Annotated in this window: 26 protein-coding genes; 13 read left to right on the top strand and 13 right to left on the bottom strand. The window is 36.6% G+C overall.

The annotated features are described in order from the left end of the window. Positions 1-27 precede the first annotated feature (27 nt). The 4 genes from CQA43_RS06435 to CQA43_RS06420 are packed head-to-tail and all read left to right on the top strand — an operon-like array spanning position 28 to position 5531. Positions 28-3831 (top strand): type IIG restriction enzyme/methyltransferase, encoded by a 3804-nt coding sequence (locus CQA43_RS06435; RefSeq protein WP_115551798.1) that lies wholly within the window; start codon positions 28-30, stop codon positions 3829-3831. After that, positions 3831-5015 carry a protein kinase family protein gene (locus tag CQA43_RS06430; RefSeq protein WP_115551797.1) on the top strand — a complete coding sequence of 395 codons (1185 nt, stop codon included), beginning with the start codon at positions 3831-3833 and terminating at the stop codon, positions 5013-5015. Before CQA43_RS06435 ends, CQA43_RS06430 begins: the two co-directional genes overlap by 1 nt. 52 nt (positions 5016-5067) lie before the next feature. After that, positions 5068-5262 (top strand): hypothetical protein, encoded by a 195-nt coding sequence (locus CQA43_RS06425; RefSeq protein WP_115551796.1) that lies wholly within the window; start codon positions 5068-5070, stop codon positions 5260-5262. After that, positions 5262-5531: a type II toxin-antitoxin system YafQ family toxin gene (locus tag CQA43_RS06420; protein ID WP_115551795.1), complete on the top strand. Its 270-nt coding sequence runs from the start codon at positions 5262-5264 to the stop codon at positions 5529-5531. The genes CQA43_RS06425 and CQA43_RS06420 overlap by 1 nt, the downstream gene beginning before the upstream one ends. 105 nt (positions 5532-5636) lie before the next feature. On the opposite strand, the gene CQA43_RS06415 is transcribed toward CQA43_RS06420, so the two are convergent. From CQA43_RS06415 to dnaA, 9 genes are all read right to left on the bottom strand, one after another. Beyond that, the gene (locus CQA43_RS06415; RefSeq protein WP_115551794.1) at positions 5637-6194 is read right to left on the bottom strand and encodes a Fe-S-containing hydro-lyase; all 558 of its coding nucleotides are present in this window, start codon (positions 6192-6194) and stop codon (positions 5637-5639) included. Positions 6195-6204: 10 nt separating this feature from the next. Then, on the bottom strand, positions 6205-7050 hold the full coding sequence (locus tag CQA43_RS06410) for a fumarate hydratase (protein ID WP_115551793.1): 846 nt from the start codon (positions 7048-7050) through the stop codon (positions 6205-6207). Between the two features lie 198 nt (positions 7051-7248). Then, complete coding sequence (locus CQA43_RS06405) at positions 7249-8637, bottom strand: anaerobic C4-dicarboxylate transporter (protein ID WP_115551792.1); 1389 nt, start codon at positions 8635-8637, stop codon at positions 7249-7251. 192 nt (positions 8638-8829) lie between these two features. Then, positions 8830-10218, bottom strand: coding sequence for a methyltransferase domain-containing protein (locus CQA43_RS06400; protein ID WP_115551791.1), 1389 nt, complete (start codon positions 10216-10218; stop codon positions 8830-8832). Between the two features lie 20 nt (positions 10219-10238). Next, complete coding sequence (locus CQA43_RS06395; protein ID WP_115551790.1) at positions 10239-10721, bottom strand: hypothetical protein; 483 nt, start codon at positions 10719-10721, stop codon at positions 10239-10241. A gap of 25 nt (positions 10722-10746) precedes the next feature. Continuing rightward, positions 10747-11394: a glycerol-3-phosphate 1-O-acyltransferase PlsY gene (gene plsY / locus CQA43_RS06390; protein WP_115551789.1), complete on the bottom strand. Its 648-nt coding sequence runs from the start codon at positions 11392-11394 to the stop codon at positions 10747-10749. A gap of 11 nt (positions 11395-11405) precedes the next feature. Next, positions 11406-13718, bottom strand: a complete 2313-nt coding sequence (gene gyrB, locus CQA43_RS06385) for a DNA topoisomerase (ATP-hydrolyzing) subunit B (protein ID WP_115551788.1) — start codon at positions 13716-13718, stop codon at positions 11406-11408. Positions 13719-13750: 32 nt separating this feature from the next. After that, positions 13751-14818: a DNA polymerase III subunit beta gene (dnaN, locus tag CQA43_RS06380; RefSeq protein WP_115551787.1), complete on the bottom strand. Its 1068-nt coding sequence runs from the start codon at positions 14816-14818 to the stop codon at positions 13751-13753. Between the two features lie 174 nt (positions 14819-14992). Further along, positions 14993-16288 (bottom strand): chromosomal replication initiator protein DnaA, encoded by a 1296-nt coding sequence (dnaA, locus tag CQA43_RS06375; protein WP_115551786.1) that lies wholly within the window; start codon positions 16286-16288, stop codon positions 14993-14995. Positions 16289-16421: 133 nt separating this feature from the next. Between dnaA and ruvC the strand changes: the two genes are divergently transcribed. From ruvC to dcuC, 3 genes are all read left to right on the top strand, one after another. Further along, a complete protein-coding gene (ruvC, locus tag CQA43_RS06370) occupies positions 16422-16904 on the top strand; it encodes a crossover junction endodeoxyribonuclease RuvC (RefSeq protein ID WP_115551785.1) in 483 nt (160 codons plus the stop codon). A 3-nt stretch (positions 16905-16907) separates the two neighbouring features. Then, entirely contained in the window at positions 16908-17534 is a 627-nt protein-coding gene (gene thyX / locus CQA43_RS06365) for an FAD-dependent thymidylate synthase (protein WP_115551784.1), read from the top strand. Between the two features lie 125 nt (positions 17535-17659). Beyond that, positions 17660-19123, top strand: a complete 1464-nt coding sequence (dcuC, locus tag CQA43_RS06360; RefSeq protein WP_115551783.1) for a C4-dicarboxylate transporter DcuC — start codon at positions 17660-17662, stop codon at positions 19121-19123. Between the two features lie 62 nt (positions 19124-19185). Here dcuC and CQA43_RS09740 read toward each other — a convergent pair whose 3' ends face one another. Genes CQA43_RS09740 through CQA43_RS06350 form a run of 3 tightly spaced genes read right to left on the bottom strand, consistent with a single transcriptional unit; the run spans position 19186 to position 20873 of the window. Then, positions 19186-19335, bottom strand: a complete 150-nt coding sequence (locus CQA43_RS09740) for a hypothetical protein (RefSeq protein ID WP_245944249.1) — start codon at positions 19333-19335, stop codon at positions 19186-19188. Between the two features lie 17 nt (positions 19336-19352). After that, positions 19353-19511: a DNA adenine methylase gene (locus CQA43_RS09735; protein ID WP_245944248.1), complete on the bottom strand. Its 159-nt coding sequence runs from the start codon at positions 19509-19511 to the stop codon at positions 19353-19355. Positions 19512-19541: 30 nt separating this feature from the next. After that, the gene (locus tag CQA43_RS06350; RefSeq protein ID WP_115551782.1) at positions 19542-20873 is read right to left on the bottom strand and encodes an adenosylmethionine--8-amino-7-oxononanoate transaminase; all 1332 of its coding nucleotides are present in this window, start codon (positions 20871-20873) and stop codon (positions 19542-19544) included. A gap of 162 nt (positions 20874-21035) precedes the next feature. Between CQA43_RS06350 and CQA43_RS06345 the strand changes: the two genes are divergently transcribed. The 6 genes from CQA43_RS06345 to CQA43_RS09900 all read left to right on the top strand — a co-directional run bounded on the left by CQA43_RS06345 (position 21036) and on the right by CQA43_RS09900 (position 25554). Beyond that, entirely contained in the window at positions 21036-21347 is a 312-nt protein-coding gene (locus CQA43_RS06345) for a hypothetical protein (RefSeq protein ID WP_115551781.1), read from the top strand. After that, entirely contained in the window at positions 21322-22176 is an 855-nt protein-coding gene (gene lgt, locus CQA43_RS06340; protein WP_115551780.1) for a prolipoprotein diacylglyceryl transferase, read from the top strand. Before CQA43_RS06345 ends, lgt begins: the two co-directional genes overlap by 26 nt. Continuing rightward, positions 22169-24121, top strand: a complete 1953-nt coding sequence (abc-f, locus tag CQA43_RS06335; RefSeq protein ID WP_115551779.1) for a ribosomal protection-like ABC-F family protein — start codon at positions 22169-22171, stop codon at positions 24119-24121. The genes lgt and abc-f overlap by 8 nt, the downstream gene beginning before the upstream one ends. 166 nt (positions 24122-24287) lie before the next feature. Next, positions 24288-24902, top strand: a complete 615-nt coding sequence (locus CQA43_RS06330) for a DUF4879 domain-containing protein (protein WP_115551778.1) — start codon at positions 24288-24290, stop codon at positions 24900-24902. A gap of 9 nt (positions 24903-24911) precedes the next feature. Beyond that, entirely contained in the window at positions 24912-25424 is a 513-nt protein-coding gene (locus CQA43_RS06325; protein ID WP_115551777.1) for a hypothetical protein, read from the top strand. Between the two features lie 7 nt (positions 25425-25431). Further along, a complete protein-coding gene (locus CQA43_RS09900; RefSeq protein ID WP_281270110.1) occupies positions 25432-25554 on the top strand; it encodes a hypothetical protein in 123 nt (40 codons plus the stop codon). Positions 25555-25567: 13 nt separating this feature from the next. Here CQA43_RS09900 and hemB read toward each other — a convergent pair whose 3' ends face one another. Next, positions 25568-26533 (bottom strand): porphobilinogen synthase, encoded by a 966-nt coding sequence (gene hemB, locus CQA43_RS06320; protein WP_115551776.1) that lies wholly within the window; start codon positions 26531-26533, stop codon positions 25568-25570. Between the last annotated feature and the right edge of the window lie 7 nt (positions 26534-26540).

Genomic DNA, 26540 nt, shown 5'->3' with positions numbered 1-26540 from the left:
ATGCAAACCCCAAAACAAAGGAATCCAATGCCTCTACAATTCCAACCTCTCACCCCAAAAGAATTTTTTGCTTCTTGTAACAAAGACTATGCAGAATCCAAAATTTCGGAGTTAGAGGAGTTTAAAGAAAAAGTTGCGCAATATTTGGAATCCCTTGAAAAACACAAAGGGCAAAATGAAAAAGCCATTGTTGCAAATGTTCTTGCACCCTTTTTGCAAGGGTTAGGATTCCACACTCAAGCGGCTTTCAAACAAAAAGGCAATAGCGAAATTGACTTAGCTTTGCTTAAAGATTCGCAGGTTGAAATCCTCATTGAAGCCAAAACACAAAAGAATAAAACTGAAATGTTTAGTGCAGAGAATCCTAACTGCAAGGCATTGCACGAGTGTATCCTCTACTATTTGCGCGAACGAGAAAACAACACGCGACTAAAATATATCCTCATCACAGATTTTTATCAATTCTATCTTTTTAGAGCAAAAGAGTTTGAAAGATATTTTTACAAAAATAAGAAGATTCAAGACGCTTATAAATCTTTAAATAAAAAAGATTTGCTTGAGAATCAAAAGGATTTCTATGCAGAACTCGCAAAGATTCTAAGCAAAGAGTTTCAAGGCAATTTAGAGGGAGATTTGTTTAATACTTCACTGCAAGGCACACATTTTGACTTGCGTAATGACAAACATTTCAAGCAATCTTATGCGATTTTAAACAAAGAATTTCTGCACGATGAATTTCACAGAGATTCTAACGCACTTAATCCCAAATTCTACTATGAGCTTTTGCATATTTTGGGCTTAAAAGAAATAGAGACTAAGGGCAAGATTCTTATTCAAATAGACGAGACACAGAAAAATAGCTTTGCAAAGCATATCGCCGACAAGCTAAAAAACAACAATAAGCCGAGTGATTTTGAAACCACGATGAGCCATATTATCGTGTGGCTCAATCGTATTTTATTTTTGAAACTCATTGAAGCAAACTTGTTGCATTTTAATGATTTTGATAAAAACTTGCAATTCTTAACCTCTACAAAAATCACGAGTTTTAGCATTTTGGCTCATCTCTTTTTTGAAGTGTTGGCAAGGGATTATGCGGAGCGAAAGCAAGATAAGGGCTTTAACTTCCTGCCTTACCTCAACTCCTCGCTTTTTATCCGAGATGAAAAAGAAATTTGCGACTTAAACGCACTAGATGATACTTTAGAAATTCTGCCCTTTGCCACTACACAAACAGAATATAAAAAGGGGAAATCTGTCCGCTTTCTTACCTATCTCTTTGATTTCTTAGAATGCTTTGACTTTGGCAAAAGTCAAGATTCTAACCTAAGCCACAAACTGATTAATTCAAGTGTGCTTGGTGCGATGTTTGAAAAGCTCAATGGCTATCAAGAGGGCAGTTTCTATACCCCAAACTTCATTACCTCCTATATGTGTAAGGAAAGTTTGCAAAAAATTGTTCTAGATAGATTCAATACAGCTTTTAGTTGGAGTGCAAAAGATTTAGAATCCCTGCGTAAGCAGATTGATAGGAATTTTGACAAAGAATCAAAATTTAAAAAGCTTTTAGAAAGTATTAGAATCTGCGACCCAAGCGTGGGTAGCGGACATTTTCTTGTCTCTGCACTTAATGAAATGATTGCAATTTATCACAAATTAGGGCTTTTGGGATTTGGGTATAAAGATTTGCAAATTAAAGACGATGAAATCCACCTTACTACCAAAGAGGGCGAAAAGTTTGCTTACAAAAGGCTACAAGATTCTAACCACACAATCCAAATCGCACTTTTTACGCTTAAAAAATCTATCATTGAAAACAATCTCTTTGGTGTGGATATTAATCCCAATTCGTGCAATATCGCAAGACTACGTCTTTGGATTGAATTGCTTAAAAATGCCTATTATCTTAACTTTTCTAAAGATAAAGATTCTAAAATCCATAAGCTCCAAACTTTGCCAAATATTGATATAAATATTAAGTGCGGGAATAGTTTAATCTCTTATATGGGAATAGATGACAAATTGCTTTTAAACACAACAGAACAAATTAAAAGATACCAAAAATTAGAAGTAGATTATTTCAATGGATTTTATCAAGATAAAGACAAGATGATAAAGGATATAAATAGGGTTAAGCAAGATTTATTAAATCAACATTTTGAGACTAAATTTAAAGAACAATTAGAAAAACTTGCAAAAGAATGTGAGAAATATTCTAAAAGCTATGGCGATTATGCCAAAGATAGCTTGGAAGAGCATTATAAATTCATCAAAAATCATATTAGTATTTCGGGTTTATTTGCACCAAATCTTGATGACGAAATGCAAAATAAGGCACAAAAAGCACTCCAAACACTTAAAAACGAACACGATAAAATTTTTAATCTTTCAAAAAACTTTGAATGGCGCATAGAATTTTCAAAACTTCTTAACGCAGGATTAACCAAAGAACAAATTACGCATAACAACAAACAAAAACAAAAAGGCGATTTTAAAGATTTATATAAAGATGAGAGTGGTAAATTTCTAGGCTTTGATTTAGTGATAGGCAATCCTCCGTATATCAAGGAAGTCGACAATAAAAGGCTTTTTGATGGCACGAAACGCTTAAGAACCTATCAAGACAAAATGGATATTTGGTATCATTTTGTAGGATTAGGATTTGACATCGTTAAAAATCAAGGCATTGTAACTTTTATTGCTACACAAAATTGGACAACAAATACAGGGGCGAAAAATCTTAGAAATGTGATTTTAAAAGAATCCCAAATCTTAAATCTTGTAGATTTTGGCTCGTATATGTGCTTCGATTCTGCAAGTATCCAAACAATGATTATGGAATTTCAAAAATTAGATTCTACCCCTCAAAATTATCAAATCCACTATGCAAGGATAGATTCTAAAAAACCCACAGATAAACATAGGGACACAATTTTGGCTAGAGAAACATTTGAGGATAATATCTATCTCACACCTACAATAACTCCGCTTCAAATGCTTGATAAGCCTCTAACTTTTTCGGATTCTAAACAGGCGGAAGTACTAAATAAAATTTTGGAAAATGGGAAGATATTTTTAAAAGAAGATGAAGTGGCGCAGGGAATAGTCCCCGCAATTGATAAAGCATTTATTTTGAACAATATAAGCGATTTTTCAAAAGAGGAAATGAGATTTATAAAAACATATTATACAGGCTTGCAACAAAAATATTACATCGAAAAAACAGATAAATTTTTAATATATATGTCTGCAAAAAACTATCAGCAAGACAACTTAGATGGCTTGCCAAATCTAAAACAACATTTTGAGCCATACAAAGAAATATTACAAAAAGCTAAAATACAATATAAAACCCCCCATAAACCTTATTTCTTTTTGCATAGAGAACGAGAAGAGAGATTTTTTATTGAGGGAAACGAAAAAATAATTTCTCAAGTGCGTTGCGAGATTCCAACTTTCGTATATACAAAAGAAAATTTTTATGGTTCAAGAGCATTATTTTTTATACAAACGAGCCGATTTGATATGAAGTTTTTAACAGGCTTATTTAATTCTAAATTGATAGCGTTCTGGCTAAAATATAAAGGTAAAATACAAGGTAATTTGTATAAAATAGAAAAAGAGCCTTTACTCAATATTCCTATCCCAAAAATCACCAAATCAAACCAAAAAATCGTTGATAGAATTATCACCTTAGTCGATGAGATTCTAAATCTCAAAGCCAAAGATTCCACATTTGATACAAGTGCCTTAGAATCCGAAATTGATAAATTAGTGTATAAATTATATAATCTAAACGAAAACGAAATAAATATCATAGAGGATAAATAATGGAAAAGATTATTTTAAATGCTATAACTGCTGCCAAAAAAGATTTAGAGAATGTTTTGAGTAATGAATATAAAGAATTATATAAAAATATAAACAATGAAGCATTGCAAACTATTTTTTCAACACTTCATTCACAAATTATTCCTTGCTTTAGGGCTATGAATGAACGACTTCCAGCAACAGAAACAAGCAATAGACATTATTGGGCACAGAGTAGCAGACAATTATTGCAAGCCATAAATATTTCAAAAAGGCTTGAAAAACAATTGAAAGAAACAAATCTTTCATTTGAGATAGAATCTTATTATCAACAGCTATTTGACAATTGTTTAAAGTTTTTAGAAAGTAGTGGCGGTAGTGAAATTCCCATAGGTATGCAAAAAATAATGCTTTATTATGAAATCTCTATTTTTAATCCTAAAAATAATATAGAAATTTCAACTAATCCCACAATATCGGCTAATTTGAAACTAATTGGTGAGGGTTCTTATGCTCAAGTTTTTAAATATAAAGATAAATTTTATAATAAATATTTTACATTAAAAAGAGCAAAAAAGAACTTAGACACAAAAGAGCTAGAAAGGTTTAAAAGAGAATTTGACACAATGCAGTCATTTAATAATCCCTATATGCTAGAAGCTTATTCATTTAATCCTCAAAGGAATGAATATATTATGGAATATGCAGATTTTACCCTTAAATCCTATATTGATGAACATAACAATAATCTAAATATACAAATTAGAAAAAATATCGGATTGCAAATTATTAAAGCATTTAAATATGTATTTGATAAAGATATACTCCATAGAGACATAAGCCCAAACAATATTTTATTAAAAAAATATGATAATGATTTGCTTGTGGTAAAAATTTCTGATTTTGGATTAGTCAAAACACCAAATAGCGAATTAACAAGCGAAAATACAGAAATTAAAGGTTCTTTTAATGATTATTCTGATTTGTCAAGGGTAGGGTTTGAAAATTACGATAAACACCACGAAATTTTTGCTCTTACTCGTATTTTATTTTTTGTCGTAATAGGCAAAACCAATAATGGTAGGATAAAATGCCCTTTTTTTGATAAAGGAACAAGTGGAAATATAGAGGAAAGATACAAAACATTAGATGAATTAGAAAAAGCCTTTTCGAGTTATTGCAGTCAATACGATAAACAGAACTAAAAGATTCCAAATGTTTCATAAAACCAGAACCCCAAACAACAAGGAGCACACAATGACGCTAATCATCGAAAACGCAAGCAAAGAGTTGCAAAAGGCTATCAAGTCTATGGCAAAGCTTGATAACGCCAAAGTTAAGACTAAAAGAGAGAAAGAATGCTTGATGAAACAAGCCATTAAAGAAATAAAAAATGGCGAGTATGAGATTTGCCGAGACTTTGAAGAATACAAAAAAATAATGGAATCTTAATGTATAAAATTAAGATTCTTAAGGGATATAAAAAGCAATACAAGAAGCTTTCGGTAGATAACCAAATGTTAGTTGATAATATTGTCCAAAAATTAGCCAACAATGAACGCTTGGAAGAAAAATATCAAGACCATAAGCTCAAAGGTGAATATAAGGATTTTAGAGAATGTCATATCAAGCCCGATCTGCTGCTTGTCTATCAAAAGCAAGAAAATCTTTTGATTTTAACTTGTGTTTCTGTGGGTAGCCATAGTGATTTGTTTGGATAGGCGATAGACCATTCGCCTTGCACCACATTGTAGCCCACTTTGAATTTAAGCTTGTTTGTGATGACAATCGCCCCGCGCCCCTAAAGGCGCGGAAAAGAAAGCAGCCTAAATCTTCTTATACGGTGCTTGCCCAACTTCGTAGTAGTTATTGCCCTCTGCGTCAATCGCAACAATGGCGGGGAAATTTTCAATCGTAAGTCTAGCCACCGCTTCAGGTCCAAGTTCAGGATAGGCAAGCACTTCATATTTGGTGATACATTTTGAAATCAATGCCGCTGCGCCACCCACAGCCACCATATACACTACGCCGTGTTTTACCATAGAATCTATGACTTCCTTGCTGCGATAGCCCTTGCCAATCATTCCGTGAATGCCTTGCTCAATGATTGTCGGTGTATATTTATCCATTCTCCCGCTTGTCGTAGGTCCTGCGCTACCAATCGCATTGCCCGGCTTTGCAGGAGTGGGTCCTAGATAATAAATCGTCTCGCCGCTCAAATCCACAGGGAGTTTTTCTCCACGTGCTAGAGCTTCTGTTAAGGCTTTATGCGCCGCATCACGCGCACAGAGAATCGTTCCGCTAATAAGCACGCTTTCCCCCGCTTTAAGACTTTTTGCTACTTCTTTACTCAAAGGTGCAGTAATTTTTTTTGGCTCTGACATTTTTCCCTCCTTATAGCTCAATATCCGCGTGTCGCGCAGCGTGGCAGTTGATATTCACCGCGACAGGAAGCCCTGCAATGTGTGTAGGATACCATTCTACATTGACTTTGAACGCCGTAGTCGTGCCTCCTAGCCCTTGCGGTCCCACACCGGTTTTGTTTGCAATTTCTAGCAATTCCTCTTCAAGTTTTGCATAGCGCGCATCGGGATTCTTGGAATCTATTTCACGCACTGCGGCTTGTTTTGCTAGAAGTGCTGCCTTTTCCATTGTCCCGCCGATTCCTACACCAATCACCATAGGAGGACAGGCGTTCGGTCCTGCAAGCTTTACTGCTTCAAGAAAGACTTTTTTCACGCCCTCAATGCCATCAGCGGGAACAAGCATTTTTAGAATGCTTTTATTCTCACTACCAAAGCCTTTAGGACAGACTTTAAGGTGAAGTTTATCACCCTTGATGATTCGCGTATGAATCACCGCGGGAGAATTGTTTGTCGTGTTTTTGCGCTCATAGAGTGGCTCTTCTACGACAGATTTACGCAAATAGCCCTCTGTATAGCCCTTTTTAATCCCCTCATTAATCGCATCTTCAATGTAACCGCCCACGATATGCACCTCTTGCCCGATTTCTACGAACACCACCGTCATACCTGTATCTTGACAAATAGGCATCATATTTGTTTCTGCAATTTTACCATTTTCAATCAATGTGTCTAGGATATTTTGTCCCAAAGTAGATTGTTCGGTTTTTTTCGCACCTGCAAACGCTGTCTTGATGTCTGGCGTCTGAATACAGCACGCGTCAATCGCAAGCTTTGCAACCGCTGCTTTAATGTCTTCGTATTGCACTTCTCTCATCATTTCCTCCTTGTAATTTAAACGCTAGTGATTTTACTGCACCAAATGTAAAAAATGCTTTAAATAGTTAGAATTTAGAATCCCCGCCTTGTTTGCAGGTTGATTTGTTATAATGAAATTGCCTCTGCAATTCGTAGTGAATTTAAAAGTCTTTGCGAGATTCCATAGCACAGAATCTCGCTAAAATTGCCACTAAAACTAGCCTAAATATCCTGCAAACATTGCAAAGATATAACCAAACACACAAGAGCTAAACACCCCGATAAGTCCGGGCAAAATAAAGCTATGGTTGATAACGAATCTTCCAATATGCGTTGTGCCTGAGCGGTCAAACTGAATCGTTGCCAAGTCGCTTGGATAGGTTGGTAGAATATAATATCCATAGCACGCAGGAGCAAAAGCTACGATGATGGCAGGATGCACTCCAATTCCTAATGCCAAAGGCACGAATGCGGCGATTGCTGCGGCTTGTGAATTAACAAATTTTGAAATAAGTAAAAGCATAATTGCGTAAGTCCAAGGATAATCTTGCACCACGCTTCCTAGAGCAGTTTTCATCATTGGCGTATGCACTGCAAACATTGTATCTGCCATCCAAGAGATTCCAAACACCGCAACAAGTGCAATCATACCGGAGCGGAAAATTTCGTTTTTACCAATTTTTCCCGCATCTACTTTGGTAAAAATAAGCAGAGCAGAACCTGCAAGAAGCATAAACATTTGAATCGTATCTACCATACTCATTGGTTTGCTTGCGCCTTTAATTGTGAAATGCGGGCGAAGCTCTGGGAATGCGCCTAAAATCGCAACAATTGCGATTGCACCCAAAAAAATCCACATCGCTGCCCATTGGACACCTGGAAGCTTAACGCCGAGCAAGGTTTTAGAATCCCCATAAACATACTTTTTGAACTCTTCGTCTTTGAGTTTTTCTTGAAATTCTTCGTCTTTATCCAAGTCTTTGCCTCTAAACCAAGAAAAAATCCCTACGACTAAAACGCCACATAAAGTCGCTGGAATCGTGATTTTAAGCAAATCCACATAACCATCAAACCCTGCTAAATGGGTTTGAGCATTGAGTAAAAACGCAGTTAAAGATACAACTGCCACAGAAACCGGGCTTGCGATAATTCCCATTTGAGAAGAGATAGAAGAAGCCGCCATTGGACGCTCTGGGCGGATTCCATTTTTGATTGCAATATCATAAATAATTGGCATCATTGTATAAACTACATGTCCTGTTCCGCAAAGGATTGTCAAAAAACAGGTTACAAAAGGAGCTAATATCGTTAGGAATCTTGGATTTCTCCTTAGGATTCTTTCTGCAATTTGTAGCATTACATCAAGTCCCCCACTTGCTTGTAAAGTCGCACTTGCTACAACCACCGCTAAAATCGTAAGCATAACAGAAACTGCGGGTTTGCCGGGCTGAACGCCAAAACCAAAAGCCAAAACCAAAAGCCCCACACCCCCTAAGAGTCCAAGTGCGATTCCACCCTTTTTCGCACCATAAAACAAACAAATAAGAACAACAATCAGCTGAATCGCGAACTGCGTTCCTTCACTTAAGGACATCAAAAATTCCATATTCCTACCTTTCAAAATAAATTAACGCGTAATTATATTACAAAAAGTAGCAAAATACGCAAAAAATTAATAAATAAATTGAAAAATGTAAATTATTTTAAATAGTTAAATATTTTTTAAATAAAAAAAGTAAAAAATATTTGAATCTTTCATCTTTGAGAGATTCTTTTGTTTGGATTGCTTTGATAACACTCACAATCCCATTAATTCTTTCTTGTAAAACAAAAAATAACCGGTTGGTAAGCTTCTTTTATGTGTTTTGTAGGTATTTAAACAATAATGATTCTGCAAAAATAAATCAAATAATTCCCCTTGTTTCAGGCGATTCTTAACCCAAATTTCATTATCCACCCCACTTGTATTGTCAAAGTTATAACTACACAAAATAAATTGAGGCGAAAGAGCGCAAATCCTCTTAATCAATCTTGGCAAATCAAAAATATATTCAAACAACCCAGCACAAACAACCAAATCAAAGGAATCTTGCACGAAATTTGGAAAATTATCCTGATTAAAATCACAGAGGATATTATCTGGCTTGTGAGGATACAAATCCACACCATAATAATTAAGATTTAAGCTATTCTCTACCAATACTTCCCTAAAATACTGAATCCCACAACCCAAATCTAAAACAGATTTTAGGCGATTTCTCGCTTCTTTGGAGAGCAAATCAAACAAAATCTGCGCCCTTTGCTTAAATTCCAAATCATATTTAAAATCATATTTCCAAGTATTTTCTATAAAATTTGCTTCTAGCTTATTTCCCCCCCCCCCCGCGATAGCAGAATTCTCGTGAGATTCCGCCATATTAGATTGCATTGCAGGGACAAAATCCGCTATTCTTTGGCGAATTGCTTGCAAGGTTTCTTTATCCACACTCTCGCCCATTGCTTCTTTTATGCTAAGATTTAGATTTTCTAGCATATCTTGCTTTAGCGATTCTATGTCTAGGGATTGTGGCACAAAATCCACGCGTTCCTTTTCCAAATCCTCTATGGTATAAATCGGCACAATTCCACTAAGTGCAGAAAAACGTCCAAGATTTTCTTCATTTCTTGCAATCAAAACAACAGGAATTCCCATTGCCAAACAAGGAGATGCGCAATGCAATGCACAAGTAATTACGAGTCTTGCTTCATTTTTGTAAGTTTCTAACAAATCCTCACTACAATGATAAAAGCTCTGCCATTGCAAAGATTGTTCATTAGAAACTCCTTGCTGATTGACACTGATTGCACCCTCACGCAAACCCCGTGGAATAAATTTTAATAAATCCTCTGGAATCCCTACCAAAAATACCTTTGTTGCTTGTGTTTCTTGTTCTTGCGTGCGTTTGGGCAATGTAAGCGTAAGACAACGTGAAAGATAAGCTTCTAATCCTAATTTCTCACAGAATCCTAAAGTCGCCAAATCCCTACAACCTATCGTTTTACCCTCAAAATACCAAGGATAATAGACGATGAAATATTGCAAAAATTTCTGAATTGCGGAAGTAAAATGTGTGCCTACAAAAATAGGCAAAAGGTAGTGATTGGGAATAAAATGTGGGGAATCCGGAAAAGCAAACCAACCCTGCATAACCACAGGAGTTAAAGCATTTAAAGAATTATTCCCCCCCCCCCCCGCACGGGATAATAGCTTATCAGTGAATCCCTATCAAAAAATTCAAAAGTTGTCTTGGGATTCAAAAACAAAAGAGCATTTTTGGTTGCAATCGTTTGGATAAAATCTCCTAGATTGTGATGAGAATACTTAGGAATATGCTTATTATACGAAAGAAGCAAAAAATGACTTGGACGAATAGGTAAATTTGCGTAAGGCAATACAGAATTTCTTAAAGCAAAAATTTCATTTTCCATAGATTTTCTAAGAAGAACTTGCATTTTGGAATCTAAAGAATATAATTTTAAGTGCATTTGTTTTTCTAGATTTTGCAATTTTTGAGCTAAAACTTGCTGTGCTTTTTCTATTTCTGTTAGTTTTAAGCCAAGATGATTATTCACTTTTGTGAGCTTATTTGAAAGTTTAAAATTATTTGCAATATAGGCAATGACTATTTTCTTTAACTTTTCAAAAATCATTAAACTATTTTTTTCCGAAATTCTATCATATTACCTTTTGTTCCTTTCTTTGGATTAGACGAATGATATTTGGAATATGCTTGTAAAGAATCAACAATAGCATTAAAACTAAAGGTGTATGAGTTGTAATATGTGGAATCTCGGGATGCAGGAAAAAGCTAAAACCTATGCCACAAATCACGCCAAAAAGTGAGGCAAGAGAGGAGATTTTTAATAATTTTCCAACCACAAACCACACCACTAAACCTAAAATTGCCTCTAAAGGCAAAAATACCGCGACAACACCAACACAAGTCGCTACACCTTTGCCACCTTCTAGCTTTAAAAAAGGCGAGAAACAATGCCCCACCACTGCCAAAAGTGCCATCATCCATTGTGCTTCAAAGCTAACACCAAACGCTTTGGCAATCATTATAATCACCACGCCTTTGAGTGCATCACTTAACATTGTAAGAATTGCGATTTTTTTAGCAATTTTTGGATTACTTTCTTTTAATGCACGTAAAACATTAGTCGCGCCAATGCTTCCGCTCCCAACTTGGCGAATATCCACACCTCCAAGATATTTTCCATAAAGCAATCCAAACGGAATCCCGCCCACAACATAAGCAAGCGTGTAAAAGATTCCATTCAAACTTGTAAAAAAATCCAAAATCCCCGCTAACAAATACATCAAGAATCCCCTTAAACATCTAAATGTTTCACATCTTTTGCGTGTGTTTGGATATACTCACGCCTTGGTTCTACCTCATCACCCATAAAGAGTGAAAAGACATCACTTGCTTCTGTTTCGTCTTGAATCTCTACACGAATCAAACGCCTATTTTCTGGTGTCATCGTTGTTTCCCAAAGTTGCTCGGGATTCATTTCTCCTAGACCTTTATATCTTTGGATATATGCGCCTTTTTTGCTACTTTCTTCTATTGATTCTAGCATACTCACCGCGTCTTTTCCCTCTAAGAATCCCAAATCAAATTCTTTGATTTTATTAAACACGAAATGCGCTTCTTCAAAAAGTGGGTGCGTAAAAAGCTCATCATCAATCTTAATATCTACCAATCCAGAATCGGTTTGCACATATAAATGCACTTTTTCCTCATCTATCTTTTCGTTTAAAATATTAAATCCAAGCTCTGCGATTCTTTCTTTAATTGTTTCACACAAGGCGTTATTTGGAAGTGCAAGTAAATCACTATTTTCAATCAAGAAGCGTACCACTTCAATTAAAGCAAATCGTTTTTTCAGATTCTGCAAGGTAGAACGATAATGTGCGACAATTTTAAAAAACTCCATCAGTTCTTTTGTCCCAATTCCTTGAAACTCAAAGTTTTCAATTCCATTTTCAATCAAATATTCGCTCAAAGCCTTTTCATCTTTGAGATAAATTTCCTTTTTTCCCTTTTTGAAGCGATAAAGTGGCGGCTGGGCAATATACAAATAACCCGCTTCAATGATACCTTTTAAATAGCGAAAAAAGAAAGTCATCAAAAGCGTTTGAATATGGCTTCCATCTACATCAGCATCAGTCATAATAATGACTTTATTATATCTTGCTTTTGTAATATCAAATTCCTCTCCAATTCCGCAACCTAAAGCGGTAATGAGATTTTTAATTTCCTCACTTTTTAGAATCTTATCTAGGCGACTTTTTTCTACATTTAAGATTTTTCCTCTTAAGGGAAGAATCGCTTGATAAACCCTATCTCTCCCTTGTTTGGCTGAACCACCTGCAGAATCTCCTTCTACAAGATAAAGTTCGCTAATGCTTGGGTCCTTACTCTGACAATCCGCTAATTTACCCGGAAGTGTGCCTACGCTAAAAGATTCTTTCTTGCGCGTGAGTTCTCTCGCCTTTTTTGCCGCTTCTCTACCTCGTGCGGCTAAAAGTGCTTTTTGCATGATTGCTTTAGCTTCGTTGGGATTTTCTTCAAAAAACTTTGAAATCTTTTCAAAACTAAGTTTCTGTACAATAGGACGCACAAAGGAGCTTCCTAATTTGCTTTTAGTCTGCCCCACAAACTGCGGGTCAATAACTTTTACCGAAACAATCGCAAGTAATCCCTCTCTAATATCATCGCCTGTAATTTTGGAATCCTTTTCGCGTGCATTGGCATTTTCTTCAATATAATTTGTAATCGCCCTAGTCAAGCCCATACGAAATCCTGCTTCGTGCGTTCCTCCGTCCATTGTGTGAATGTTATTAACAAAGCTTAATACTTTTTCATCAAAACTTTCATTATAAGCCAAAGCTACTTCTACTTCTACATTTTCATCTCTTCCCTCAAAGTCAATAATAGGAGAAATAAAAGGTTTTTTGTTAATATCATGGATAAACTGCGACAATCCACCCTCAAAGTGATAGGTTTCGTCAAAGTCGCTTTGCTCGTCCTTAAAATGAATTGTAATTTGATGATTTAAATAAGCAAGCTCTTTGAATCTCTTTTTCAAAATCTCTTTATCAAAATTTACAACTTCAAAAATACTATCATCGGGGATAAATTCAATCGTTGTTCCATTGAGTTTTGTCTCACCAATCACTTCTAAAGCATTTTGTGGAATCCCTTGCACGAAATCTTGACGATAGATTTGATTGTGTTTATAAATCGTCATTTGCAAGCTTTTAGAAAGCGCATTTACGACGGAAACTCCTACTCCGTGCAAACCACCAGAATAAGTTTTTTGGTCAAATTTACCTCCCGCGTGGAGAACGGTTAAGGCAACCGTAGCGGCTGAAATTCCCTCTGTGGGGTGAATATCTACAGGAATTCCACGCCCATTATCAGAAATCTTTGCTCCGCCTTCTTTGGTTAAAATCACTTCAATTTCTGTGCAGTATCCTGCCATTGCTTCATCAATGCAGTTATCTACGACTTCATAAATCAAATGGTGTAATCCACCGATATTTGTATCACCAATATACATTCCCGGACGTTTTCTAACTGCTTCTAAGCCTTTTAAAACTTTAATACTTTGTCCTGTGTATTCTAAATCTTCCATCTTTTTCCTAAATTGTGTAATTCTAAAAAATTTTAAATAATAATAGGCATAACAACAGTGGAGAAATTCTCACTTTTTAACACAAAAGGAGCATTTTTACCATTAAGTTCCCAAATGAAATCCGCAGTGTCGATTTGCATTAAGAAATCCAAAACATGACGAGAATTAATACCAATTTCAATTTCCTCATTAAGAGAAAGATTTATTTCAATTTGTGTTTTAGCTTCTGAATTATCTTGACTTAAAGATTCAAATAAAATTTCATTAGATTTAAAAGTAATTTTAACATCATTTGTTACAGAGTTAATAACTTTAATTCCTTCGATAATTTTCGCTTTTGGAATCGTAAGCTGTGTCGCGACTTCTTTTGGCAATATTTTTTCATAATCTGGGAATTTTCCATTGATAAGATGAGAAAAGAAAATGTAATTTTGAGATTTGATGATAATGTCTTTTTCGTTATAGAAAAGTTCAAGATTATCAAAGAATAATTTTTGAATTTCTGTAATTGCTTTTTTTGGGAAAATTAGTGCAAGATTATTTCCTGATGCGTTGTCAAATTTTACCATTGCAAGTCGTTTTGTATCCGTAGCCACGAAATTATAAGAATATTCCTTAATATCCAAAAGAGCTCCGTTTAATTCGCGTTTTTGGTTATTAATATCAATTACAGGAAAAATTTTTTTCATTGAAGTGATTAATTGTAAAGAATTGATTTCTAGTTTCGGTAGGTTTTCGTATTCTGGAAAGGTTGGAAATTCTTGAGCATTAAACATTGGAAGTTTAAAAGAGCTTTTATTTTGTTGAATATGGAGGTTTTCGTTGTGAGTATAAAGATTAACATCACTTTCTTTTAATCGTTTGATAATATCTAATGCTTGTTTCCCATTAACCGTTGCGATTCCGTGTTCGTTAATGGTTAAAGAATCACTAATTGCACAAAGTCCTATTTCAAAATCTGTGGCTTTACAAATGAGTTGATTGTCTTTTGTTTCAAGGTAAATGTGGGAAGTGATTTGACTAGAATCTTTTTTGTCTAAAAAAGGTTGTAAAGAAGTAAAAATGTTGTCTAAAACACTATTTGGAATGGTGATATTCATACGGAGCTCCTTAATTAAATTTATAAATTTTAGAAGTATTAGTAGAGGGCTTGAATTGTTGAATAAGTGCTACAAGCTTCTAAAATTCGTATTTTTGTGTGAATAGATAAATTTTTTAATTTCACATTAATTCACCATTTTAGCAAAACTTTGTTTTTATTGTATTTAAAAGAATCATTTTATTTTATTTTTTATTTCTTCAATGATAGTTTTAAAGTTTGCATTGTTATTGATTTCGTCTTGAATACTTTTCATTGCTTTGCTTACTGTGCTGTGGTCTTTCATTCCAAAGAAATTTGCAAGATAAGGCATAGAGTTAGGTGTCAAAGTGCGAGCTAAATAAATTACAATTTTACGCGCAATTACGATATTTTTTGAGCGATTCTTACTTTTAATGTCCGAGGGTTTGAGATTATAGTATTTTGCAACAGTGTCAATGATTTTGTCCATACTGACATTTTCTTTGGATTCTTTGATATATTCTTTTAAAACATCTTTGATGAAATCAAGACTAATTTCTTGAATATTTGTAACATTCATTGAAAAGCTAAGTTTCACTAAAACACCCTCAATTTCACGAATATTATCATTAATATTTGCCGCGATAAAATGAATAATAGTATCATCAAGATGGATTCTATCTAATTCACATTTTGCGCGAATAATATTGATTTTTGTTTCTAATTCTGGAGGTTGAATATCTGCTAAAAGTCCAGAAGTAAAACGAGTTTTCAAACGCTCTTCTAAGCCTTTCATATCTTTTGGTGGGCGGTCAGAGGTTAGGACAATTTGTTTATTGTTTTCTTTGAGCTCATTAAAAGTGTGAAAAAATTCTTCTTGAATTTGTTCCTTTCCACTCAAAAATTGAATATCATCAATCAATAAATAATCACAAGCCCGGTATTTTTCACGGAATCGTTCCATTGTATTGTTGCGAATATGTAGCAAAAAATCATTCAAAAATTGTTCGCTTGTGGTGTAAATGACATTTTTACCTACAAGAATATTTGCATTACCAATCGCGTTGAGTAAATGTGTTTTACCAAGCCCTGTATTTCCATAAATTACAAGAGGATTATACTTAATGCTTTGATTTTGTGCTACAGCTTTGGCAACATTAACGGCAAAGGTATTAGAATTACCCACCACAAAGGAATCAAAAGTAAAAGAGGGATTGAGATTTGTTGTTCTGTTTTGTTTGTTGCGCACATTACTTTTGTTTTCTTTCTTTTTGTTAGAATTTGCAACTTCCACGATGATTTCAGGCTTTAAACCATTATTGATTTCAAAAAGATGAGCAATTTTGTCTGCGTATTTTGTTTTTACCCAACTTGCAATCAAGACATTTGGAGCATTTAACACGATTCTATCTTCACGAGAATACTTTTCATTATAGGTAATTTGATTGATATAATTTTCAAATTCAAAAGTTGTGATTTCATCTTTAAGCTGTAATAAAATCTGATTCAAATTTTTGCCTTTAAAGTTATTCACAGGTGTGAATAAGATGTGAATAACTCGTGAAATTTGGAACGATTTTATCTCAAAATTACTAAAAATTTTATATTATTATGCAATTTTTTAAATTATTTTAAGGAAATGAGTGAATATCTTAGGAATTGACCCGGGAAGCAGAAATTGTGGCTATGCGATTATAAAATTAGATAAAAATGCAATTTCTTTGGTGGAAGCAGGTTTGATAAAAATCAAAGAAAGAATCTTGCAACATCAAATTTTAGAGTTTGTGGAAGGGATTGATTTGGTATTGAAAAATCATTCTATTGATTCCGTCGCGATTGAAGATATGTTTTATGCGTATAATCCCAAAAGCGTAATCAAGCTTGCGCAATTTCGTGGAGCGTTGAGCCTTAAGATTCTACAAGAGTTAGGAAATTTCACTGAATATACGCCTTTACAAATTAAAAAGGCTTTGACAGGAAATGGAAAGGCACAAAAAGAACAAGTTGCCTTTATGGTAAAGCGACTTTTGGGGCTTAAGGGTGAAATTAAGCCTCTAGATATTACAGATGCAATTGCCATAGCAATTACACACGCACAACGATTAAAACTTCAAGCTAAGGAATAATCTATGCAAATTACACTTTTAAATTACACAAAATTAAATATTTGTGCGCACGCAATTCGCACTTGTTGGCAGAGTTTTGAAAAGGGTGATAATGGCGGAGAAAAGGATAAAGAGTTAATTTATCGCGTGGGAAATAAATTCAAACACGCTTCCACTTTAGAGCATTTGTATTATACTTTTTACATTCAAGGAATCTCACGTGCGACTTTGCAAGAGTTAGCACGGCATAGAATTGCATCTTTGAGCGTGAAATCTACGCGCTACACGCTTAAAGAATTGAAAAATACAGAATCTTTTTTGCCTTTAAATGAGGTAAATTTCTCACGCGCAGGGAAATTTTTAGTTTTTACTCAAAATAAAGCCGTAGATAAAGCAAGCGTGCAGGCACTAGAGAACCTCCGCTTATTATTGCAAGAAAATATTAGCAATGATTTGGTTAAATTTGCTATGCCCGAATCCTACAAAACAGAATTAACTTGGAGCATTAATGCACGAAGTTTGCAAAATTTTTTACATTTGCGTAGCTCCAAAAGTGCGTTGTGGGAGATTCGTAATTTAGCTTTTGCGCTTTTTGAATCCTTGCCAAATGAGCATAAGTTTTTGTTTGAGGAATGTGTAGGAGAGGAGTGAAATAAATAAGTAAGACTAAAAACATTGATATTTTATCATATAGTATAAACCAAAACTTTAAACTCTTTTTTTCTATAATAAATTCCATAAATTCTTGTCAATCAATTTGCTGTTTAAGGAAAAATATGTCAGCTTTAATGATAGTTTCTACACTTCTAGCAGTTGTAATTGTAGCGTATTACATACTCCAAAAATACAATCCGATTTTTGTATTTTTGCTCTCAGGATTGGTTTTGTTGATTTTTTCTTTTTATCTGACAGGCTCTCCGATTCCAAAAGCTCCGATAAGGTCTCCAGAGGAAATGACATTTTTAAATGTGTTGCTAGATAGTTTTGCCTTTATCACCGCAACTTTTAAAGCGCAGCTTTCAGGGGTTGGGCTGATTATTATGAGTGTAGCGGGATTTGCTGCATATATGCGACACATTAATGCTTCTGCCAAGCTCGCATTTCTTGCAAACAAGCCTTTGGGTAGAATCAAAAACAAATATTTTATTTTGAGTGGAACATTTGTTGTTGGAATGGCATTAAAAATCGTGATTTCTAGTTACGCGGGATTGCTTTTGTTGCTTTTAGCGTGTATTTATCCTGTGCTTCTTGCGCTAAAGATTCGCCCTATCACCGCAGTTTGCGTGCTATCTCTCATTGCACTAGATTATGGACCAAAAGACGGAAGCTCTATCAATATGGCAGATATGGTGGGGCAAAAGGACAATGTCATTGGGCTGTTTTTGGATTATCAAATTTGGAGTGTCGCGGCTTATGTGGCAGTGATTGCACTTGCGATTCCACTTTATTTTGCGTGGGTGGATAAAAGGGACGCGCTTAAAGGGGTGTTGAGTGGTGAAGCAGAGATTCCACAAATCCTTAATCCCAAATGCCCGACTTTTTATATCCTATTCCCTTGGCTGCCAGTGGTTTCTTTGTTTGCTGCATATTTTTTGCAGATTAAACTAGATGTGGTAACGGCAAATTTCATTAGCATTGCGATTGTTTTTGCCGTGGAATTTATCCGACACAGAGACGCTAAGAGACTTGGTGAGGATATGGTTGTGATTTTAAAGGCAATGGCAGAGATTTTTGTCAGTGTCGTTAGTATTATCATTGCGGCAGGAGTTTTTGCAGAGGGGGTTAAGTCTCTTGGTGGCGTAGGGATTCTTGTCAATGCGGTTTCTGGATTTGGCAAAACAGGAGAATTTGCGACTTTTGCGGTGATTTTGAGTATTGCAGTCTTTAGCTTTTTAGTGTATTTTGCTAGCGTGATTATGGGAAGTGGAATCGCAGCATTTAATGCCTTTGGCAGATTAGCTCCAGAAGTAGCAACGAAGCTTGGAATCGCGCCGATTACTTTAGTTTTACCCATAGAGATTGCGTCTTGTCTAGGGCGGGCAGCTTCTCCGATTGCGGGTGGGATTCTTGCTCTAGCGGGGTTTGCGAAAGTTTCGCCAATGGAGATTATCAAGCGCACAACTCCGCTTTTGCTCCTTGCTATGGTGGTGAATATCCTTGTGGCTTTTTATCTTGCAAAGGCGAATCCTCTTCCTCCACAAGAGCGCACACAAACGCAGGCGGTGGAATCTCTTTTTTAGATTTTTTGGGTTGTTTTTCTCATTGTTGCAGGGTTATTGCTGTGGGATTTCATACCACAAGCTTACTTCCTCAAAATATGCAAATATTCCAAAGTGCAATCTTGCTTTTGGATTCGTTTAGAATCCGCTTTGAAACGTTGGTGTTTTTGTGTAGCAAAAGAGTATTTGCCATATTTTTCAAAAATAGCTTGAATTTGCTCTAAACCAAGCAATCCCTCATCATTATAGCTTAGAAAAATCCACTCAAATCATTGCTAATAATTTGCTTTACTTGTGTTTTAAAAAGCCTCCCCACTGCTGCAGTTCCAGCGAATATATCACAAAAGATAGAATCTTTTAAAGACTTTGTGCGAGCTTTTTGAAGTGTAGATTCTATACTTGTTTGCAAAAAGTGAGAGAGTTTAAATTTTAATTTACCTTAAACTTTCGTTTTGTTTGCAAATTTATCCACAAAGATTTTCAGAATCTCTACAAGGGATTCTACGATATAGCTTGCTTGTTCTTTAGTTAAAACATAAGGAGGCATAAGATAGATTGTGTTACCAAGGGGGCGCAGGAGCAAGCCACGCTTTAAGCCAGCGTTAAATACCTCTAAGCCCTTGCGTTGTCCCTCAAAGCCACCCAAATCAAAGGCAAACACCATTCCTTGATGTCTAAGATTCTGCACAAAGCCAAACTCTTGCAAAACCTGCAATTTCTTCCAAATAAATTGCGAGAGAATCGCATTGTTTTCTAGCACATTGTCTCTCTCAAAAATATCTAAAACCGCATTGGCACACGCACACGCAAGCGCATTTCCTGTGTAAGAATGCGAATGCAAAAAGGCTTTATGCTCTTCATAGGGCGCATAAAATAAACTATAAATTTCATTCGTCGTAATCACAACAGAAAGCGGTAAATATCCTCCTGTGATTCCTTTGCTAAGGCACAAGAAATCTGGCACAACCCCGCATTGTTGATAGGCAAAAAAACTTCCTGTGCGCCCAAATCCCACCGCAATTTCATCAAAAATCACATACACTCCCGCTTCCTGACACATTTTTACCGCTTCTTGCACGAATTTTGCGCTATACATATTCATATTTCCTGCGCATTGTATCAAGGGCTCTAGCACAAATGCAGCAATTTCCTCCTTGTGTGCCTGTAATAGTGTTTTTAAGGATTCTAGGGATTCCGCAAAGTTCTCTCCACTAGGTGCTTTGACTTTTAATGTTTCTAGCAAAAGCGGTTGATAGACTTGTGTATAAATCCCTACATCTCCCACGCTTAATGCCCCGATAGTCTCTCCATGATAGGCGTTTTCTAGGCATATAAATTTATTTTTCTTTTTCTTTTGAATCGCACAAGCGTGGAACGCCATTTTGAGTGCAACTTCAATCGCACTTGAGCCATTATCGGCATAGAAACACTTGCCGAATTTAGAATCCAAAAGCTCCAAAAGTCGGTGGGATAATTCAATAATGGGCTTGTGCGTGAAACCTGCAAAAATAATATGTTCTAAGCTGTCTAACTGCTCTTTAAGTTTTGCGCTAATATAAGGATTGCAATGTCCAAAGAGATTTACCCACCAGCTAGAAACGCAGTCCAAATAAGCCCGATTCTCAAAGTCGTAGAGATACACGCCTTGCGCACGCGCTATTGGAATCAGCGGAATATTCGCCTCGTGGTCGTGCATTTGCGTGCAAGGATGCCAAATACACGAAAGGTCTAGTTCCTTAAGTTTTGCGGATTCTGTGTTGTCTAGTGTCATTTCTTTGCCTTTGGTGTATGGATAAAGTTTGGGATAAATTTTAACACAAATGTGATTTATTGTATTCTTTTTCGCAGTTTTATGGAATCTCTTAAAGCGCACAAAGATAAATTTAGTCGCTTTTTGCTAGAATTTATCATTATATTTGGAAGAGGTTAAGCTTTGAAAATCAAAAAAGTAAAAGACAATGTTTATATTCTGCGCGGCAAAATCAAGGAAATTAGCGATTATCACGATATAAAAATGCTCTTAGAAAAGCATAAAAACGAGCCAAATGTAGAATTGCATTTTGAGATTCCACAGGCAAAAGAAGTGAATTTTTACATTCTTGGCTATTGTTTAAAACTAGCGCGCAAAAATGGCTTTAAATTTCACTTTTATATCGCAAGCCCTTATTTGTATGATACTTTTGTGCGCTTGGGATTGCACCAGTTTTTTGAGGTTGTCAATGACAGCATGGAACTCTATTTATAGTCATTTTGACCCCATTGCATTTTTTGTTTTTGGGATTCCGGTGCATTGGTATGGACTGATGTATGTGCTTGCTTTGCTTGTCGCGCTTTTGGTTGCCAAAGTTTTTGTCAAGATAGATAATTATCCTATTTCTAACGCACTTTTGGATAGTTATTTTATTTGGGTTGAGATTGGCGTGATTTTGGGTGCAAGACTCGGATATATTTTGTTTTATGACCCATGGACGAGTTATTATCTCACGCATCCTTGGGAGATTTTCAATCCATTTGATAGGGAGGGCAACTTCGTAGGGATTCGTGGAATGAGCTATCACGGGGCGGTGATTGGATTTTTGGTTGCATCTATGTTGTTTGCGAAAGTTAAAAAAGTAAATTTCTGGCTTTTTATGGACTTAGTGGGACTTAGTGTTCCGCTTGGTTATGTGTTTGGACGCATTGGAAATTTTCTAAATCAAGAATTGGTTGGGCGTGAGACGACAAACGGAATCGGAATCTATGTAGAGGGCATTTTAAGACACCCAAGTCAGCTTTATGAAGCGTTTTTAGAGGGCATTTTGGTGTTTGCGATTCTGTATTTTTGGCGCAAAAGAGCGCGGTTTGTGGGCGAAATTGGAATCTTATATGGCGTATGGTATTCTTTTATGCGCTTTGTCGCAGAGTTTTTTAGAGAACCCGACGCGCAACTTGGCTTTGTTGCGTTTGATTGGCTGACTTTAGGACAACTTTTGTCCTTGCTTATCGGCGGATTCTGCTTGATATTGTGGCTTTATAAGAGGGTGCAAACTTCAGAGGAGAATACGTTAAGGATTGGGAATCGCAAAAATGGCTAATCTTTCTTTGCAGAATATTTCCAAACAATACGATTATAAAGTGATTTTGCAAGATGTTTCCTTGCATATTCACGAGGGGGAACGCATAGCAATCGTGGGGCGCAATGGAGCGGGTAAATCTACTTTGCTAAAAATCTTAAGTGGCGAGGTAGAACCCGATGAGGGAACGCGTATGCAAGAGGGGGATTTGGAAATTAAACATTTAATCCAAAAACCACATTTCAAAGCGGGACAAACAGCCAAAGAGGCAATCTTGGAGGCTTTAGAATCTCTCAATCTCGCAAGGGTGCGTTATTTTGAAGTGGCAAAGCAACTGCAAGAGATTCCAGAGGATAAGGCTCTTTTGCGAGAATATGCAGAACTTTCTAGCTTGATTGACCACCATAACGCGTGGGATTTGGAATCCAAAGTGAAGCAAGTGCTAGAAACTTTTGCCCTAGAGCCTTTGCAAGATAGATTTGTGAATTTGCTAAGTGGTGGAGAGCAAAAACGCGTTGCGCTCGCGTGTCTTTTACTAACCAAGCCGGATATTTTGTTGCTAGATGAGCCGACAAACCATCTAGATGTGCAAATGGTAGAGTTTTTGGAATCTATGCTTTTGCGCGCAAATTTTACCCTAGTTTTTATCAGCCATGATAGATATTTTATTGATAGAATCGCAACGCGGGTTGTGGAAGTAGAAGAAGGGAGATTGCGGCATTTTAAAGGTGGATATAGTGATTATTTACATCAAAAGGAAGCTTTGCTTCTAAGTCTTGCCAAGAGCCACGAAACGCTTTTAAAACACCTAAAAGCAGAGGAAGAATGGTTAGCGCGCGGGGTTCGTGCGAGAGTGAAGCGCAATGAGGGGCGCAAAGAACGTTTGATGCAAATGCGTCAAGAGGCTAAAAGTAATCCCTCCATCATTCGCAAAATGACTTTGGAGCTAGAAAGAGAGCGCAAGCATTTCAATCAAGAGGAGGGTGTCAATCGTAAGAAAATGTTGTTTGAAACAAAGAATCTCGGTGTAGAAATGGGTGGCAAAGTTTTGATTCGTGATTTCACTACAAGGATTTTGCAGTGTAATAAAATCGCAATCGTGGGGCGCAATGGAGCGGGTAAATCTACCTTGCTCAAACTCTTTTTGGGACAAATTAAGCCGACAAGCGGGAGCATTGAATGCGGAGAGGTGAAGATTGGCTATTTTGACCAACACCGAGAAAACTTAGATGATAGTAAGGATTTGCTAGAGACTTTTTGCCCTTTTGGCGGAGACCATATTGAGGTGCGCGGCAAGAGTATGCATATTTTTGGCTATTTGAAGAATTTTTTGTTTCCTAGAGAGTTTTTGGACAAGAAAATCGGAGCATTAAGCGGGGGAGAAAAGAATCGTGTCGCACTTGCCTTGCTTTTTACGAAGTCGTATGATTGTTTAATCCTAGATGAGCCCACAAATGATTTGGACATTCCCACGATTAATATTTTAGAGGAATACTTACAGAGCTTTGAGGGAACGATTATTTTTGTGAGCCACGACCGCTACTTTGTGGATAAAATCGCACAAAAGCTCTATGTTTTTAGAGGCAATGGTGAGGTAATGGAATCACACAAAAGCTTTAGCGAATATTTAGAGATTGAAAGCGAATTAAGAGAATATCAGGCTTTAAGCGCGGAGTTAGATTCGCAAAACACTGCTAAAGATTCCAAGGAATCCCGAAACTCTCAAAACCCAAATGCAAAGAAAACGAAATTAAGCTATCATCAAAAGCGATTATTGGAGATTTTGCCACAGGAGATTGAAGCCTTAGAAATGGAGATTAAAGAGCTTGAGAAAGCGTTGTTTAGCGGGGATTTAAGCACGCAGGAGTTGCAAGAAAAATCAGTGGAGTTTGAAGCCAAAAAAGCATTGTGCGAGGAAAAAATTATGCAATATTTGGAGCTAGAGGAAAAGGAATCGCAACTTTAATGAATTAAATTTCTTGCAAGGGTGCAATAGCTGATTTTTGTCCTTGCGAGGAATGAAACGCCGAAGCAATCCATAATATAGAACTTTAGAAAAATAAAACAACAGAATCTTAATAATGGCATACTTTTTGCTTAAGATTCTACATATCTTATTTTAAAGGGTTAAAATGACAAGAAAAGCTTTAAGTCTTGCGTTGGCAAGTGTTTTAAGTTGCACAATCGCATTTGGTGCAGATAGCAACTATACCACAGAGGGTAAAGAGAAAGTTACGAGAAATGGAATGAATTTCTATGTAGAGCCAAATTCTCCACTAAAGGAAAGAATCCTTAGTGGGAAATTTGATAAATCTTTAGAGAGAATGAAAAAAGCGTATGAGGCAAATAAAAATAACGAAGCCACAAAGGCAGCAGCCCCACCTGTAAGTGCTGTGTATATCATAGGAGTGTGTTCGTCTCAAATGAAAGAGCAAACAGGCTATGATTGTGAAGAGATTCCTAGCGATACTCAAACAGAAACAATTATCAATCACGGGGGCAATCCATTTGAAGTTATTACGGGAGTTGTAGGCTATGGAGGCAGAAGCACAGATAGTGCAACTTTTGCGGGAAATCAGGCAACAATGATAGAATGTCAAGGCGCAGTCAATAATAGTAACATTGTTTATGGTTGGTTGGAAGTTTGGGATATTTCCAAGCCTAGCAATACCAATGGCACATTTACTTACACAGCGCGTTCCATTAATGTTGGTCCCACAATGAGTGCGAGTATTTATATTAAATAAAGGATTCTTATGCAAATCAACACACAAAATTATCAAAACTTATCATTGTATAAGAATCCCTCCAACCAAACCCAAACAACACAATCCCAAGAGGATTCCAAAACTTTTGGCGAACATTTGGGTATGGTAGTGCCAACAGAGGAGAAGCTAAAGCAATGGGAAAGTGAAAGCCAAAACATACAAGAGGATTCCACTCCCACACTTGATAGAGGGACACGCGCCCTTGCTCTTGCGGCGAAATTTGCTAATGACATAGAAAAGGCGATGAAAGCACAAGGAATCAGTGATGTTTCTAAGCTAGATAAGGCGATTTTCAACCAAGTACGAAGGGAGAGTAGCCTAGAATCTAGCCCTGAAAAAATCCAAGATTTGCTTGATGAGACAATTTTTGCATTGCAAAACGATAGAGTGCAAAGCGGGCATTTAAGCAATGGCGCGTTTGAGAGCCAAGCACAATTTGAAGCGCGAAAGACAAAGACAATAGATATTTTAAGCGAGATTCTGCAAGGGATTAAGGCGTAAGATTCCATTGTTTTATTTTCTTTGCATTATTATGGATTTGCGGCTCAAAGCGGGCAAACTGCTTCGCAAGTCGTGCGCCACGAAGTCTAATGACTTCTCACAAGGACGCATACCAATCTATCTGCGATAGAATCCCGCGAGTCCTATAACAGCTTGGCAATTTCTTTTGCGTGGTAGGTAATGATAATGTCTGCTCCCGCGCGTTTGAAACCAATCATTGTTTCTAGCAAAACGCGTTCATAATCAATCAAATTGTTTTTTTGCGCAAATTTCAGCATTGCATACTCCCCGCTTACATTATAAACTGCGAGTGGCAAAAGAGTGTGCTCCCTAATATCCCGCACAATATCCAAATAGGCGAGCGCGGGTTTAACCATTAAAATATCCGCACCCTGTCTTTCGTCCTCTAAGCTCTCCAATATCGCCTCTCTGCGATTTGCTGGGTTTTGTTGATAGCTTTTGCGGTCTCCAAAGCTTGGGGTGCTGTTTGCAACATCGCGGAAAGGTCCATAATAGCCGCTTGCAAATTTGGTAGAATAGCTCATCAGTGGGATATGAGAGAATCCTGCGCTATCTAGGGCGTTGCGTAAAGATTCTATCATTCCGTCCATCATTCCGCTAGGAGCAATCAAGTCTGCCCCCGCTTGTGCTAGCACAAGGGCTTGCTTGTTTAGAATCTCTAAAGTTAAATCATTATCCACGCTTTGGAGTTTTGGGTTTAGGATTCCACAATGCCCGTGGTCTGTGTATTCGCAAAAACACAAATCCACGCACAAAAGCATATTTGGAAATTTTGCCTTGATTGCGCGCAAGGCTTGCGCGATAATGCCCTCCGAACTTAGTGCCTCACTACCCACACTATCTTTAATCGCTGGAATCCCAAAAAGCATAATTGCTTCAATGCCTAATCGCTCTAACTCCTCACATTCTTTTAAGGCATTATCAATGCTTAATTGATAGACATCAGGCATAGAAGGGATTGCATTTTTAATGCCCTCTCCGTGCGTAATAAAGAGGGGATAGATTAAGTCTTCTGTGCGCAAGCTTGTTTCCTCTACGAGATTCCGCACGATAGGGTTTAGCCGAACTCTTCTTAAACGTTTAAACATATTTCTC

The organism is Helicobacter ganmani (assembly GCF_003364315.1).
In the GTDB taxonomy this organism is placed as follows: domain Bacteria; phylum Campylobacterota; class Campylobacteria; order Campylobacterales; family Helicobacteraceae; genus Helicobacter_D; species Helicobacter_D ganmani.
This window is presented reverse-complemented; position numbering and strand designations above follow the sequence as displayed.